At 63.9% G+C, this 14,152-nt stretch carries 14 protein-coding genes; 7 read left to right on the plus strand and 7 right to left on the minus strand.

The window, feature by feature from the left end:
* Positions 1-34: 34 nt before the first annotated feature.
* The 7 genes from BH95_RS11985 to BH95_RS12015 all read right to left on the minus strand — a co-directional run bounded on the left by BH95_RS11985 (position 35) and on the right by BH95_RS12015 (position 6,096).
* A complete protein-coding gene (locus BH95_RS11985) occupies positions 35-301 on the minus strand; it encodes a hypothetical protein (protein WP_019666671.1) in 267 nt (88 codons plus the stop codon).
* 441 nt (positions 302-742) lie between these two features.
* Positions 743-1,504: an HpcH/HpaI aldolase family protein gene (locus BH95_RS11990; protein ID WP_020113036.1), complete on the minus strand. Its 762-nt coding sequence runs from the start codon at positions 1,502-1,504 to the stop codon at positions 743-745.
* 14 nt (positions 1,505-1,518) lie between these two features.
* Positions 1,519-2,475, minus strand: coding sequence for an aldo/keto reductase (locus tag BH95_RS11995; protein WP_037182335.1), 957 nt, complete (start codon positions 2,473-2,475; stop codon positions 1,519-1,521).
* Positions 2,472-3,311, minus strand: coding sequence for an ATP-binding cassette domain-containing protein (locus BH95_RS12000; RefSeq protein WP_020113038.1), 840 nt, complete (start codon positions 3,309-3,311; stop codon positions 2,472-2,474). Before BH95_RS12000 ends, BH95_RS11995 begins: the two co-directional genes overlap by 4 nt.
* Complete coding sequence (locus BH95_RS12005) at positions 3,308-4,141, minus strand: ABC transporter ATP-binding protein (protein WP_052060041.1); 834 nt, start codon at positions 4,139-4,141, stop codon at positions 3,308-3,310. The genes BH95_RS12000 and BH95_RS12005 overlap by 4 nt, the downstream gene beginning before the upstream one ends.
* A 3-nt stretch (positions 4,142-4,144) precedes the next feature.
* Positions 4,145-5,077 (minus strand): ABC transporter permease, encoded by a 933-nt coding sequence (locus BH95_RS12010; RefSeq protein ID WP_052060042.1) that lies wholly within the window; start codon positions 5,075-5,077, stop codon positions 4,145-4,147.
* Positions 5,077-6,096 carry an ABC transporter permease gene (locus tag BH95_RS12015; RefSeq protein ID WP_244164942.1) on the minus strand — a complete coding sequence of 340 codons (1,020 nt, stop codon included), beginning with the start codon at positions 6,094-6,096 and terminating at the stop codon, positions 5,077-5,079. The genes BH95_RS12010 and BH95_RS12015 overlap by 1 nt, the downstream gene beginning before the upstream one ends.
* 284 nt (positions 6,097-6,380) lie before the next feature.
* Between BH95_RS12015 and BH95_RS12020 the strand changes: the two genes are divergently transcribed.
* From BH95_RS12020 to BH95_RS12050, 7 genes are all read left to right on the plus strand, one after another.
* Complete coding sequence (locus BH95_RS12020) at positions 6,381-7,955, plus strand: ABC transporter substrate-binding protein (protein WP_020113042.1); 1,575 nt, start codon at positions 6,381-6,383, stop codon at positions 7,953-7,955.
* Between the two features lie 21 nt (positions 7,956-7,976).
* The gene (locus BH95_RS12025) at positions 7,977-9,194 is read left to right on the plus strand and encodes a sialidase family protein (protein ID WP_037182460.1); all 1,218 of its coding nucleotides are present in this window, start codon (positions 7,977-7,979) and stop codon (positions 9,192-9,194) included.
* A complete protein-coding gene (locus BH95_RS12030) occupies positions 9,191-9,865 on the plus strand; it encodes an SDR family NAD(P)-dependent oxidoreductase (RefSeq protein ID WP_020113044.1) in 675 nt (224 codons plus the stop codon). Before BH95_RS12025 ends, BH95_RS12030 begins: the two co-directional genes overlap by 4 nt.
* 91 nt (positions 9,866-9,956) lie before the next feature.
* A complete protein-coding gene (locus BH95_RS29535; RefSeq protein ID WP_157773077.1) occupies positions 9,957-11,150 on the plus strand; it encodes a four-carbon acid sugar kinase family protein in 1,194 nt (397 codons plus the stop codon).
* On the plus strand, positions 11,147-12,160 hold the full coding sequence (pdxA, locus tag BH95_RS29540; RefSeq protein WP_027499042.1) for a 4-hydroxythreonine-4-phosphate dehydrogenase PdxA: 1,014 nt from the start codon (positions 11,147-11,149) through the stop codon (positions 12,158-12,160). Before BH95_RS29535 ends, pdxA begins: the two co-directional genes overlap by 4 nt.
* Positions 12,161-12,177: 17 nt before the next feature.
* Positions 12,178-12,939 carry a DeoR/GlpR family DNA-binding transcription regulator gene (locus BH95_RS12045; protein ID WP_033187806.1) on the plus strand — a complete coding sequence of 254 codons (762 nt, stop codon included), beginning with the start codon at positions 12,178-12,180 and terminating at the stop codon, positions 12,937-12,939.
* A gap of 51 nt (positions 12,940-12,990) precedes the next feature.
* Positions 12,991-14,151 carry an NAD(P)/FAD-dependent oxidoreductase gene (locus BH95_RS12050; protein ID WP_020113046.1) on the plus strand — a complete coding sequence of 387 codons (1,161 nt, stop codon included), beginning with the start codon at positions 12,991-12,993 and terminating at the stop codon, positions 14,149-14,151.
* Position 14,152 lies beyond the last annotated feature (1 nt).

Raw genomic sequence — 14,152 nt, forward strand, 5'->3', positions numbered from 1 at the left:
CCTCGTGGCAAACAAGGAGGGGGATGTAACGGTTCTAGCGGGTCACCGAGGCGATGCGGGCGAGCATCCGCGACAGGGCCGAACCGTCGGAACCCAGCTCGTCGAAAGTCGACGTGGTGGTCGATACGGCTGCGTCGCTTGTGGCTGCAGCCAGTTTGCGCACCAGTTCGGTGCGGAGCTCGATAGCGCCCAGGATATCGGCGTCGAGCGTCTCGACCTGCTCGTGGAGCTGGTCGATCTGTACGTCGTGCGTTGGTGCTTCGTCGGCGCTGATAGCGAGCGAATCGATCTGCAAAGTCACATCGTCTCCTTTTGTTCGCGTCCTGAGGAATGATTCGTTTCGCTCCTCGGAACTGTTACACGGTCGCTCTATGTGTCAACGATGTTTCGTGGCCCCTACCAAGATGCCCAGTCTTGTGGGCTGGGCCAACCATCTGAAGCTGTGATGCTGCCAACAATCCGCAGCCACCCGGTGCCTGCCATCCGTCGGAGCAACACCGCGAGCGAGCGCGGTGTTCCTGACTGCGGCGGCCGATGTTCGTCCCACATTGAGTCTTCGTAGCCGTGAGCATTGCGTACTGGATGAATTTTGCGATCAGCGCGGATTTCCACGTCCACGGCTGGTCACACACGAGCGCCCCCGGTGCCACGAAGTCGTGTCACCAGGGGCGAAGCGCCATGTCGATGTGGTCGGTCAGCGGCGTGGTCGGTCAGCGGCGTGCTCGGTCAGCGGCGTGCTCGGTCAGCCGCGGGCGGCCTTCAGATGATCGGCGGACACAGCTTTGAGATGTGTCAGGTCCGACGCGACGGTCGCCAGTGTGTACCCCTCGTCCAAGCGCTTGGCTGCCACAGCGCCGGACGGTGTGTGGATGCCGGCCGTGATGCCTGCTGCTGCCGCGGCTCGGCACACCCGAACGAGCGCAGCCTCGAACTGCTCGTCCACGGATGCGTCGGTCGGTGACGATCCACCCACCGCGAGTCGCAGATCGGACGGGCCGACGTAGACACCGTCGAGACCTGGAACGGCACAGATCTCCTCGACGTTGGCCAGGCCCTGAGGCGTCTCGATCATCGCCAGCACAACGGTGTCACGGTCGGCATCGGCAGGGTTGGGTCCGATTCGAAGCTGCGAGCGCATCGGACCGTAGGACCGAATGCCGGTCGGGGGATACGTTGCCGCCGAGACCGCCGCCGCTGCGTCTGCTGCCGTGTCGACGAGCGGAACGATGACGCCCGCCGCACCTGCGTCCAGCGCACGCCCGATGACCGTCGCGTTGTTCGCTTCGACCCTGATCAGTCCGGCGGGGCCGTTGGCTGCATCGATGGCGGTGAGCCCGGCGAGCATTCCGGAGTATCCGATCAATCCGTGCTGCAGGTCGAGTGCGATGTAGTCCCAGCCGACATGGGCGAGCCACTCCGTGGAGACCGGGCTGTCGATGACGGACCAGTAGCCGAGGATGCGCTCCCGGTTTCTGACGCGAGCGGCGAATTCCTGTGCAGACATGTGTAGGGGGCCTTTCAGCGGTTGTAGTTCGGCATCGGTCCACGCAGCGCGGAGCCGACGTCGTCACACGCATCCACGACGTCGGAGCCGAGTGGGCCTTTCGCGATCGCGGCGATGTTGGACTGCAGGTGCTCGACCTTGGATCCACCCAGCAGGATGGGACCTGCGGCAGGCTTGGACACCAGCCACCGCAGGGCAAGTTCGGTCAGCGGCACGCCCGCGTCGTCGGCGATCGTGGTGAGCTGCGCGACAGCGTCGAAAATTGCTGTGTTCCAGTACCGTTCGCGGTACATGGCAGCCAGGCGTGAGTCTCCGAATCGGCCATCGGTCGGTGTCGCGTCCAGGGAATGTTTGCCGGTGAGCAACCCGCCACCGAGCGGGTTGTACACCATTGTGATCAATCCGGTCACGTCGGCGAACTCGACGTATTCCTCTTCGATCCTCCGGGCGAGGAGGTTGTACAGCTGCTGCGCAACCATCGGTCGCGGCGCGCCGACCCTGTCGGCTACCCGATTTGCCTCGGCAATCTGCCACGCCGCGAAGTTCGAGACGCCCAGAGCACGAATCTTGCCCTCCTGCACCAGTTCGGCGACGGTTGCCAGGGTGTCGGCGATCGGTGTCGCGCGGTCCGGCTGGTGCAGATAGAACAGGTCGACGTAGTCCGTCTTCAGTCGAGCCAGGCTTGCCTCCACGCTCAGACGAAGACCCTTCGGTGACAACGGGCTGTTGTCCCCGGCGTCAGGGTTGGGCATTCCCGCTTTCGTCGCGAGGGTCACCCGATCGCGACGCGTTGCGAGCAGGTCCGCCAGTATCCGCTCGGACTCACCTCCTGCGTACCCGTTCGCCGTGTCGATGTGGGTGATGCCTGCGTCGACTGCTGCATCGAACATCTTCGCAGAACCGGCGGCGTCGACGGTGTCGCCGAACGTCATGGTGCCCAGTACGAGTGGGGAAATGTCGAGCGAGGTCATACAGGAGCTCCTACGGAAGGGGTGGACAGGCGAGACACGATGTGACGAGGCTTGATTCCGACCATTGTCGCCGGGTCGAGGGCAGCTGCGCGCAGCGCCCGGGTGTAGGGCTCCTTGGGGCGTGCGAGCACCTCCTCGGTGTCGCCTCCTTCGACGATGCGGCCCTTGCTCATCACGACGACGGTTTCACTGATCTCGCGGACGACACCCAGATTGTGCGAGATGAAGACGTAGGTGAGGCCGGTGTCCTGCTGGATTTCCCGCAACAGGTTCAGAACCTGCGCCTGCACGGACACATCGAGGGCGCTCGTCGCCTCGTCGCACACCAGAATTTCCGGCCCGGACGCGAGTGCGCGGGCGATGCCGATGCGTTGACGTTGGCCACCCGAGAATTCGACCGGTCGACGGTTCAGTGCAGTGCTCGGCAGGCCTACCTGGTCGATGAGTCTCGCGGCCTTCCTGGCTCGATCGGACTTGCGACGAATTCCTTTCAGCCGCAGTGGTTCACCGACGATGTCCACTGCGGTCAGGTGAGGATCGAGGGATCCGTACGGATCCTGGAACACCATCTGTACGCGAGATCGGAACGGGCGCAGGGACTTCTCGGACAGTCCGGCGATGTCCGTTCCGTCGACGACGATGCGGCCCGAGGTGGGGGTGAGCAGACGGACGATGGATTTCGCGATCGTCGACTTTCCGCAGCCCGATTCACCGACAACGGCTAGCGTCTTGCCTTTGTCGACCGCGAAGCTCACCGAATCGACAGCTCGGAACACGCCGTCGGCGACGGGGTACTCGACGACGAGATTCTCCACCGACAGCAATGGAGTGGTCATACCGTTACCTCGACTCGTTCTGGTTGGCCGGCACTCTGGTTCCACGTCCCGAGGTGCGGGATCGCGTCGAGCAGCTTCTTGGTGTACGGATTCCGGGGCGCTCCGACGAGTTCTTCCGCGCCGCCGTCCTCGACGAAGACACCGCTCTTCATGACGTAGATGCGGTCCGACACCAACCGTGCCACACCGAGATCGTGGGTGATGACCAGCATCCCGATGCCGGTTCGTTCCTGCAGCTCCATCAGCAGGTCGAGAATGCTGGCCTGCACCGTGACATCGAGGGCGCTGGTGGGCTCGTCGGCGACGATCAATTCCGGGCTCGACGCAAGAGCACTGGCGATCAGCACACGCTGAAGCATGCCGCCCGACATCTGATGGGGATACTTGCCCAACTGGACTTTCGGGTCGGGGATGCGAACCTGTTCGAGGAGCTCGATGCAGCGAGCGGTCTGCTTGGACTTTCCCGTTACTCCGCTGTGCCGGACAGCTTCCTTCAATTGGTTGCCGATGGTGTGAACCGGGGACAGCGCCGTCATCGGATCCTGCGGAATCAGTGCAATGTGCTTCCCGCGAATCTTGCTCAGCTGCTTGTCCTTACCGAGGATCTCGGTGTCCTTGAAGGTCACCGATCCTGACATCACCGCGAGATCCGACGGCAACAGCCCCAGCAGGCCCATTGCCGTCGTCGACTTTCCGGAGCCGGATTCACCGATGATCGTGACGGTTTCACCGGCGTCGATGCAGAACGACACACCGTCGACGGCCCGGATGACGCCCTTGTCGGTGACGAGTTCGATCTGGAGTTCGTCCACCTTGAGTAGGTTTCCCATGGCTTACGCACCCTTTCCGAATCGGGGGAAGAGACCGAAGCGGCCGAAGCCGGCCGGTCGATCACGGAGACCGTCGCCGAGGAGGTTGACTCCGACCACCAGGAGCACGATGACGAGGCCGGGCAGGGTGACGAGCCACCACGATGTGGTGATGTAGTCCTGACCGTCGGAGATGATCCGGCCCCACGTCGCGAACGGTCGCTGCGGACCTGCACCGAGGTAGCTCAACGCACTTTCCAGCAGGACGGCCTGTGCCAGAAGCAGGAGTACGACGAGCGAGGCCTGCTTGAAGATGTTCGGCACGACGTGTCGGAGGAGAATCGCGATCCGGCCGAGTCCGAGCACCCGAGCAGCGGCGACGTAGGGCTTCTCGCGTTCGACCAGCACCAGGGATCTTGTCAGACGTGCGATTTCCGGCCATTGCGCGATGGCGATGACGAACGTGATGACCGGGATGGAAGGGCCGAACAGTGCTACGACGAGGAGCAGCATCATCAGCAGCGGCAGGGACAACTGTGCCTCGAGCAAGCGGGAGACGACGGTGTCGACCCAGCCGCCGAGGAAACCGGCGAGCGATCCGAGAACGAGACCGATGATGCCGGAGACCACGACTGCGAGAATTCCGACGGTCAGGGATACCTGTCCGCCGTAGAGCACGCGGGAGAGAAGATCGCGGCCGAGTTGGTCCGTGCCGAACAGATGTCCGTCGGTCAGCGGCGGCAACCTGCGTTGGGCGAGGTCGGTGGCATCGGGCGACGCCAGCGGCAGTACTCGTGCCAGGGCGACCGGAAGGATGACGGTCAGGGCGCAGACTGTGCCGATCCAGATCTTCACACGGCTGTCGCGTGCGCGTCGGGTTGCGCCCGCGGCGGCGAAGTCCTTGGCGGTGACGGCGCTGGGACGCGTTGGCTTGTCGGAGGGGGCGACGACGGTCATCAGTGGGCTGCCTTCCCGAGACGGACACGGGGGTCGAGGAGCGGATAGCAGAGGTCGACGGCGAGTTGCACGAGCACCGCGAGAACTGCGGTCACGAGAACTGTTGCTTGGATCAGCGGGTAGTCGCGGGTTTCGAGTGCTCGCACGACCAGCGAACCGACACCGGGCCAGGCGAACACGACCTCGACGACGACGACACCGTTGAGCATCGACGCGAAGCGGGTGCCCAGTGCGGTCACGACAGGAATCGACGAGTTGCGGAGCGCGTATCGCCACGTGATCTCCCGTTCGGACACTCCGCGAGATCGAGCGACTGTGACATAGGGAGACGAGTAGGCGTTGACCATCTCTCGTCGAACCATGCGTGAGATCAATGCGATCTGCAGGACGGCGACGGTCAGTGCGGGGAGCAGCAGACTCGACCACGTCGTGAAGCCGGCGGCGGGGAGCACCGGGACCAGCACAGCGAAGAAAGTGAGCAGCATCAACCCGGTCCAGAAGTCCGGCATCGACTGTCCCGCGATCGTGACGACGTTGGCGCCGAGCTCGCGCCGGGTGTCGGCGCGCTTCGCCATCCAGATACCGAGTGGGATCGAGACAAGGGTCGTCAACAAGATCGCTGCGAGAGCCAGCGTGACCGTGTACGGAATGCGCTGCAGCACAACTTCGAGCGCGGAGGCTTGGAAGGAGTAGGACGTGCCCAGATCGAGAGTGAACAGTCCCTTCAAATACAGCAGGTACTGGGTGACGACTGACTGATCCAGGCCGAGATTCACGCGAATCTGCGCGAGATCCTCCGTGGAGGCCAAGGGGCCCGCCATCGAGTACGCGGGGTCACCCGGTGCCATGCGTATAAGTACGAAAACGGTGGTGAGAGTCAAGAAGATGGTGAGGAGGCTCTGTCCGAGCCGGCGAACCACGTACCTGGTGGTCGGCGCGGTGAGGAACGCCGGAAGCGGAGAGTCCTTGCGGGACTTGGCCGCAGGAACGCTCGGGGGAGCGGCGGTCAGCTGCGTCATCTCCCCACCCCCGTTCCTCGAGTTGCCTGGGTCATCGTCGACCTTTCGATAACACTGCTGCGTTCGATGCGGGCCCGGTTGCACACACGTCCGGCAACGGCCCGTTGTTACTCAGCTCACAATGGCACTACTGCGCGAATTGCGCAAGCAGAAAATTATTCCTGCGTATTTCGAGCAACTCCGTGTACAGTCCCGAGTGTGTTCACGATCACTTCTGTCGAGTGCGGCGCCCCGGCCCTGACTCGGCACACGCATATCGATGTGACAGTAACGAGGGGTCAACGATGACCGAAAGCTTTGTCAGCCAGCCGTTCTCACGCCGAAACCTGTTCCGTGGCGGCTTGATCCTCGGCGCAGGACTGTCCCTGGGCGGAGTGACAGCATGCGCTACCCCGACCGGTAAGCCCGGACCGGACACGGTCAGCCTGGCGATGAACCGATCGATGGTCAGCCTCGACAACAAGCTCCTGCAGTTCGACGCCGCCCTGACCGTCCAACGTGCCGTCCGCGAGGCGCTGACGACCATCGATACGAACCTGAAGGTGCAGTTGGTTCTGGCCGACAGCTTCGAACTGGTGGCCCCGACGCGCTGGCTCGTTCACCTGCGTCCCGGTGTCACCTACTCCGACGGCAGTCCGGTCAGAGTCGAGGACGTCGATACCGCCCTGCGTATGTACCCCCAGGTCAGCGGTTCGTTCGTCGGCGGATTCTTTCCGGAATGGCCGACCGTCGGCAAGATCGACGAGTCGACGTTCACCCTCGACACCGAACGCCCGGTGCCGGTGCTCGACTATCTGATGTCCAACATCCTCATCACGCCCGCGGCGCAGAATGTGCCCGAGGACTTGCAGGGCGGAGTCGGAACGGGGCCCTATGTCGTGACGGAGTCCGATCGCGGGACGGGAAACTATTCGCTGGCGCGGAATCCGACCTACTGGGGAGCCGCGCCGTCGGTCGAATCGGTGAACATTCGTTTTGTTCCCGACGAGTCGAATCGCGTCGTGTCGTTGCGCAGTGGCGAGGTGGACGTCATCGATGCGATCACGCCGGATGCTGCCGATCAGCTCGCCGGATTGGCGGGCGTCACCGTCGAGCGGGTCGACGGAGTGCGGCTCAATCAGCTGTTCTACAACTTCCGCAAGCCTGCTGGGCATCCGCTCGCGGACCCTCGGGTGCGACGTGCGCTCAGCTACGCGATCAACGGAAATGCGCTCATCGACCAGGTCATGCAGGGTGCGGCGACACCGTCGCGTGGTGTCGTTCCAGGAATTCTCGACGGTGCGATCGAAACGGGAGAATACGAATACGATCCTGCCCGCGCGCGCGCCGAACTCGACGCGCTGGGCGTGTCGGATCTGGAGCTCAAGATCATATGGGAAACGGGAGAATTCGCCGCGGACACCGACATCATGGAATCGGTGTTGCAGATGCTGTCGGCAGTGGGAGTGCGTGCGACACTTCAGCAGTTCGAGCCCGGCGGCGACATCTCGACTTGGCGACAGGGCAAAGCCGGTGACTGGGACATCCTCGGCAACGGTTATCCCAGCCCCACGGGATTGGCCGTCACGATCATGCAAGGTATGTACGCAGGTACCGCGGCGAAGGAAGAAACCCGAGATACTTACCATGGCTACATCTTTCCCGAAATCGCCGGCCTGATCGCGAAGGCATCCGAGGATACGGATCCGGTGAGCCGGAAAGAAACGCTCGCCGACGCGCAGCGCCGCATCTGGGACACCTGGCCATGTCTGTGGTCCTTCGTGCCGAAGACGGTCATCGCGCGGCGCAACCGAATCGACGGCATCGGTCTGAGGCCGACCAACTCGTACGACATGGCCGCGGTCACCCTCCGATCCTGAGTGGGAAGAGAAAAGGACAACATGAGCAACACAAGTTTCCTCACCCCGGGCGATCTTCTCGCCGACGGTGTGGTTCGTTCCACGGACGCCGCCGGACGCGCCGACGCGTTCCTGCCCGCACCCCAGGTGCAGAACCACGCCGCCAATCTGGCGGTGCTGCCGGACGGCGCGCTCGGCTGCGTGTGGTTCGCTGGAACCCAGGAGGGTGTACCGGATATCAGCGTGTGGTTTTCCCGACTCGAGGTGGGTTCGCAGATGTGGACCACCCCGGTGCAGCTTTCCGACGATCCGACCAGATCCGAGCAGAATCCGGTTCTCTTCGTTCGCGATTCGGGTGTGATCTGGTTGCTGTGGACATCACAGCATGCCGGTAACCAGGACACCGCACGAGTGCTGAGGCGCATCTCGAACGACGGCGGGGTCACCTGGGGCGACGCGCATGTCCTGATTCCCGAATCCGATGCGGGCGGGGTGTTCGTTCGTCAGCCGGTCGTCGAGACGGCGTCGGGACGATTGCTGCTTCCGGTGTTCCACTGCGTGAAGATCGAGGGACGGAAGTGGGTCGGCGACCGTGACTACAGCGGTGTCATGATCTCGGACGACGACGGCGCCACGTGGCGCGAGGCCGTCGTTCCGGAGAGTGTCGGGTGTGTGCACATGGACGTGGTGGTGAGACCCGACGCGTCGTTGGTCGCGCTGTATCGCAGCCGCTGGGCCGATTTCGTGTATCGCAGCATCTCTACCGACGACGGCGAGACGTGGACTGCGCCGGTACCCACCGAACTTCCCAACAACAACTCTTCGGTCCAAGCGGTCGGTCTCGCGGACGGAGGGGTGGCCCTTGTCTACAACCACTCGTCGGCGTTGGACGCGACTTCGCGGCGCACCTCGTTGTACGACGAGATCGACGACGACGGGTTGGCCGACGGTTCCGATGTCACGGCCCCGGCACCTGTCGACGACGGCGACGCACGCTCCGCGTTCTGGGGTGCGCCGCGGGCGCCGATGACTCTCGCTGTCTCGCGCGACGGCGGTCTCACGTGGCCGATTCGACGCAACCTCGACGAGGGCGACGGCTACTGCCTGACCAACAATTCGCGTGACGGGTCCAATCGTGAATTCTCGTATCCGTCGATCGCAGAGACGGCAGACGGGCGGATCCATGTCGCCTACACCTATTTTCGTCAGGCGATCAAGTACGTTCGGCTCGAGCGAGCGTGGATCGGTGAGTCGCAGTGACTCCGCACGCCATCGTCACAGGAGTGAGCAGCGGCATCGGCGCGTCCGTTGCCGGGACGCTCCTCGATCGAGGGTGGCGCGTGACCGGTCTCAGTCGCTCACGGCCGCGTGGGAAGTTCGGCGGAGAGTGGGTCGGTATCGACCTGGCCGACACGGCGGCGGTGTCCGAGGTCGTCGGGACTCTGGATGATCCGACGGCAGTGGTCCATGCGGCCGGGGTCCAGCGTTCGGGCCGCCTGGGAGCTCTCGATCCTGCGCACAGCGAGCAGATGTGGCGCGTGCATGTCGCGGCAGCCGAGGTACTCGTCGACGGGCTGTCGGCCCGGATAGCGACAGGCGGGCGAGTCGTGCTGATCGGAAGCCGCACCATGACCGGTGTAGCGGGCAAGAGTCAGTACGTCGCGACCAAGTCGGCTCTGGTGGGGATGGCACGGTCCTGGGCGATGGAGTTGGTGGAGCGGGGAATCACGGTGAATGTCGTTGCGCCGGGCCCGACCGACACCCCGATGCTCAACGACCCCGGCCGCAGTAGTACTCCGCCGATCACACCCCCTCTCGGTCATCTGATCGATCCCGCGGAGATTGCCGAACTCGTTGCGTTTTTGTTGTCGCCGAGCGGTCGAAGCATCACGGGTCAGACGATCGTGCAATGCGCCGGGACTTCGTTGTGAAAACGTCTCATGCGAAATTACTGCGCGAAACGCGCGGAAGTGTTACGTTGAGATGCGCGAAAAGCGCAATATGGACTGGGAGGTTCGATCGATGAACGCTCGACCAGACCTTCTCGTGCTTGCCGACGATCTGTCCGGTGCCGCTGAAAGCGCGGCGGCGTTCCTGGGACGCGATGTCGCCATCGCCATCGACGTCGCCGGTGCCACCACTGGCGTGGTCCCGTCGACGGCCGAGGTTCGTGTCGTCGATCTCGGTACGAGGGTGATGTCTTCCGCAGACGCAGCAGCGAAGCTGAACGCCGCGGTCGCGGAGCTCCCGTCCAGCGTCCAGGTGATCAAGAAGATCGACTCCATGCTTCGCGGCAACATCGCAGCCGAGATGGGAGTACTCGCCGCAACCGGCCCTGTCGTGATCGCCGCAGCTCTCCCTGCACTCGACCGGATCACCGTGAACGGTGTTCTGCACATCGACGGAGTTCCGTTGCACCTCAGCGGCCGATGGAACATGGAAGACGCTGTGCCCCCTGCATCGATCGGCGCCATGCTCGGTGCTGCCCCGCACGTTCTCGTGGGCGCAGGCGTCGACAGTTCCGACCTGATTACCGCGCTCGACGCTGGGATCGCCGTCTGCGATGCCGCGACCGACGCGGACCTCGATGCAGTGGTGGCCGCGGCAGCAGCGATTCCGGGTGTTCGTCTCGTGGGTACGTCGGCGCTCGCAGCAGCCGTGGCGCGCACACTTCCCGCGGCTCGGGTCGACAGCGGCAATCTCGAGCCGGTACCTGCTCTGATAGTGGTGGGCACCGCAGAAACCGTTGCTGCCGAACAGGTTCGACATGCCGTGGCCGCCGGTGCGTGCCCGGTACAGATCGATGTCGACGACTTGGTGAACGGGCGTGCGAACCCTGACACCGTCCGATCCGCGCTGGCCGGCGGCGTCGCCGTTCTCACGGTCGCCGGGCCCGTCGATCCGAGACTGGCGGGCTCGGTGTCGCACGCTCTGGGGGAGTTGGTCGCATCGGTGGTGCGCGGCCGAGCGATCGGCCTCGTTCTCACCGGAGGTGAGACCGCCCGACGCGTAGTCGACGCTCTCGGGATCACCACACTCGTACCGATCACCGAAGTGCACGACGGGGCGGTGGTCTCCCGCACCGAGGACGGGTCGTGGATCGCCACCAGACCCGGAAGCTTCGGTGGTCACGACAGCTTGATCTCGATGAGCAACTACCTGCGCGGCATCGACGACACTTCCCATTTTCTCTCTCACAGTGAGGCATCGGCATGACTTCAGCACTCCCTCCATACATCGCGGTGACCATGGGCGACGGCGCCGGTATCGGCCCGGAGGTCATCGTTCCCGCCATGATCGATCCGTCGACGCTCGAGCGGTGCCGACCGGTCGTCGTCGGCGACGCGAAGAGACTGGCGCTCGCCGCGGACGTTCTCGGCATCGAGGTCGACATCGTCGTGGTCGACGCAGTCACCGATGCCGAGTTCACACCGGCGCGCATCAACGTGATCGACCTGAACCTGCTCCCCGAAGATCTGCCGTGGGGGCAACTTTCCGCGGTCGCCGGTGACGCCGCCTACCAATACATCCGAGTGGCAAGCGAACTCGCGGTTCGGGGCGAAGTGCAGTCGATCTGTACAGCTCCGCTCAACAAGGAAGCGCTGCACGCTGCGGGGCACATCTTTCCGGGCCACACAGAACTGCTCGCGCACCTGACCGGCACCGAGGAGGTGTCGATGATGTTGTCGACACCGAAACTCAAGGTCATTCACGTGACAACGCACATCGGTCTGCTCGACGCTGTCGCCAAGATCGAACCTGGACTGGTCGAACGCACGATCAAGCGGGGACACGAGGCGCTGGTACGTTCCGGCAATCACAACCCGAAGATCGGGGTCTGCGGCATCAACCCGCACGCTGGGGAGAACGGCCTCTTCGGATACGGCGAAGAAGACCTGAAGATCGTCCCGGCTGTCGAGAAGCTGAAATCCGAAGGGATCGATGCGGTCGGCCCCCTGCCCGCGGACACCGCATTCTTTCTTGCAGGTCGCGGTGACTACGACCTGATCGTTGCGATGTACCACGATCAGGGGCACGGACCGGTGAAGGTTCTCGGCATCGAGGCCGGCGTCAACATCACCGTCGGGCTTCCGGTCATCCGGACGTCCGTGGATCATGGAACCGCATTCGATATCGCAGGTAAAGGAATCGCCGAGGCCGGTAGCATGGTCGAAGCGTTACGGCAGGCGGCCGAATTGGCAACCAGCCCAGCACTACTGAGCTGAAAAAGGGGGGCGGGTCATTGCGCGAATCGGAGATCCGGCGTAGCGAAATCGTTCGGCTGGCAAAATCGGGCGCACTCACGAGCGTCGACGAGTTGTCCTCGCTGTTCGAGGTGACTGCGTCGACAATTCGTCGTGACCTGAACCATCTGACCGAACGCGGACTGCTCGCACGGACGTACGGCGGAGCCATTGCGCTGAGCGGCCACCGCGAACCGTCGATCAAACAGCGCTCGCTCGAGGGGTACGACGCCAAGCGCGAGATCTCGGCGTGGGCGGCCGAGCAAGTCGAGCCGGGGGAGACCATCCTTCTCGACGCAGGAACGACCGTCGGCGCGATGGGTGAATTTCTTCGATCGGCGACGGACTTGACGGTGATCGCAGCCGGTCTGACTGCGCTGGAGTCGTTGGCCGACGCAGACTCGGTCCACGTCGAGTGCATCGGCGGGACGCTGCGTCACCTCAGCCAGGGTTTCGTGGGTCCGTTGGCCGAGGCGTCGCTACAGCGTGTCTCGTTCGACCGAGCGTTTCTCGGGGCGGACGCGGTCACAGCGGAATTCGGTATCTGCGAAGCCGGGTACGAGCAGACACGGCTGAAGGAACTGATGATGGAGCGCGCCGGACGTACGTATGTACTTGCGCACTCGGCCAAGCTGGGGCAGAAGCCGTTCCACGCCTGGGCGCCCATTCCTCCCGGTACGACGCTCGTCACGGATTCGTCCGCGACTCGGGAGCAGATCGAGCCGTTCGAGAGAGCGTCGATCGACGTCGTGATTGTCTGACGAGCATCCGGGGTAGACGACCCGACAGTTGTCTACTGCAAGGAGTGCATTGTGCGCTACGACTATCTGATCGTCGGCGGCGGAATGGTCGCCGACAACGCTGCACGTGGAATTCGAGAGCTGGACAAGACAGGTTCCATCGGAATTCTGGGCGCCGACAGCGACGAGCCCTACACCAGGCCCGCGCTGTCGAAGAAACTGTGGACCGACAAGGATTTCGGCCGTGACCAGGTCCCGCTGAACACGGCGTCGGAGACCGGCGCGGAGATACACACCACCACTCGGGTGGTGTCCGTCGACCGCGCGAAGCGGACCGTCGCCACCGATTCGGGTGACGAATTCGAGTACGGCGAACTGCTGCTGGCCACGGGTGGCTCGCCCCGACAGATCGACCTCGCGCCGAGTCCTCGGGTGATCTACTTCCGGACGTTCGCCGATTACCGGGCGCTCCGTGAGCAGTTGCAGACGGCGACACACATCGCCGTGGTCGGCGGTGGGTACATCGGCGCCGAGATCGCGTCGGCCTTGGTTCAGAACGGCGTCGAGGTCACGTTGGTGACGTCCGACGCCAAGGTCGGTGCGCACATGTTCCCGGACGCCCTGGCGACGGCGTTCGATCAGGGCTTCGTCGACCACGGTGTGACGGTGCGCCGAGGAGTGAAGGTGACGTCGGGCGCCGAGGCGTCGGCGCGGGTTCAGCTACAACTCGACGACGGGTCCGCTCTCGAAGCCGATGCAGTGGTGTTCGGGCTCGGTGTCACCCCGAACTCCGACCTTGCCGAGGCAGCGGGGCTCAAAACCGACAACGGCATCGTCGTCGACGAGTTCTTGCGGACCGACGACGAGCACATCCACGCGGCGGGAGACGTTGCGAACTACCCCGACGCGATCCTGGGTCGTCGACGCATCGAGCACGTCGACAACGCCAACGAGATGGGTAAGGCGGTCGGTCGAATCATGGCGGGCGGCACCGACCCGTACACCTACACCCCGTACTTCTACTCCGACGTGTTCGACGACGGATATCAGGCCGTCGGCACGGTGTCGACGTCGTTGAAGACGGTGGAGGACTGGAAGACGAAGCCCAGCGAGGGCATCGTCTACTACGTCGACGAGTCCGATGCAGTGAAAGGTGTGCTGTTCTGGAACGTCTGGGAAGGCCTGGACGACGGGAAACAGCTCATCGCCGACGCGTCGGCCCCGCCCGTGTGAA

This window comes from Rhodococcoides fascians A44A (assembly GCF_000760735.1).
GTDB lineage: Bacteria > Actinomycetota > Actinomycetes > Mycobacteriales > Mycobacteriaceae > Rhodococcoides > Rhodococcoides fascians_E.

What these genes read in the sequence shown, in the direction of transcription:
- BH95_RS11990 (WP_020113036.1), bottom strand. Translation starts at nt 1,504, where the DNA reads ATGTCTGCACAGGAATTCGCCGCTCGCGTCAGAAACCGGGAGCGCATC.
- BH95_RS12025 (WP_037182460.1), top strand. Translation starts at nt 7,977, where the DNA reads ATGAGCAACACAAGTTTCCTCACCCCGGGCGATCTTCTCGCCGACGGT.
- BH95_RS12010 (WP_052060042.1), bottom strand. Translation starts at nt 5,077, where the DNA reads ATGACCGTCGTCGCCCCCTCCGACAAGCCAACGCGTCCCAGCGCCGTC.
- BH95_RS12015 (WP_244164942.1), bottom strand. Translation starts at nt 6,096, where the DNA reads ATGACGCAGCTGACCGCCGCTCCCCCGAGCGTTCCTGCGGCCAAGTCC.
- BH95_RS12005 (WP_052060041.1), bottom strand. Translation starts at nt 4,141, where the DNA reads ATGGGAAACCTACTCAAGGTGGACGAACTCCAGATCGAACTCGTCACC.
- BH95_RS29535 (WP_157773077.1), top strand. Translation starts at nt 9,957, where the DNA reads ATGAACGCTCGACCAGACCTTCTCGTGCTTGCCGACGATCTGTCCGGT.
- BH95_RS12000 (WP_020113038.1), bottom strand. Translation starts at nt 3,311, where the DNA reads ATGACCACTCCATTGCTGTCGGTGGAGAATCTCGTCGTCGAGTACCCC.
- pdxA (WP_027499042.1), top strand. Translation starts at nt 11,147, where the DNA reads ATGACTTCAGCACTCCCTCCATACATCGCGGTGACCATGGGCGACGGC.
- BH95_RS12020 (WP_020113042.1), top strand. Translation starts at nt 6,381, where the DNA reads ATGACCGAAAGCTTTGTCAGCCAGCCGTTCTCACGCCGAAACCTGTTC.
- BH95_RS11995 (WP_037182335.1), bottom strand. Translation starts at nt 2,475, where the DNA reads ATGACCTCGCTCGACATTTCCCCACTCGTACTGGGCACCATGACGTTC.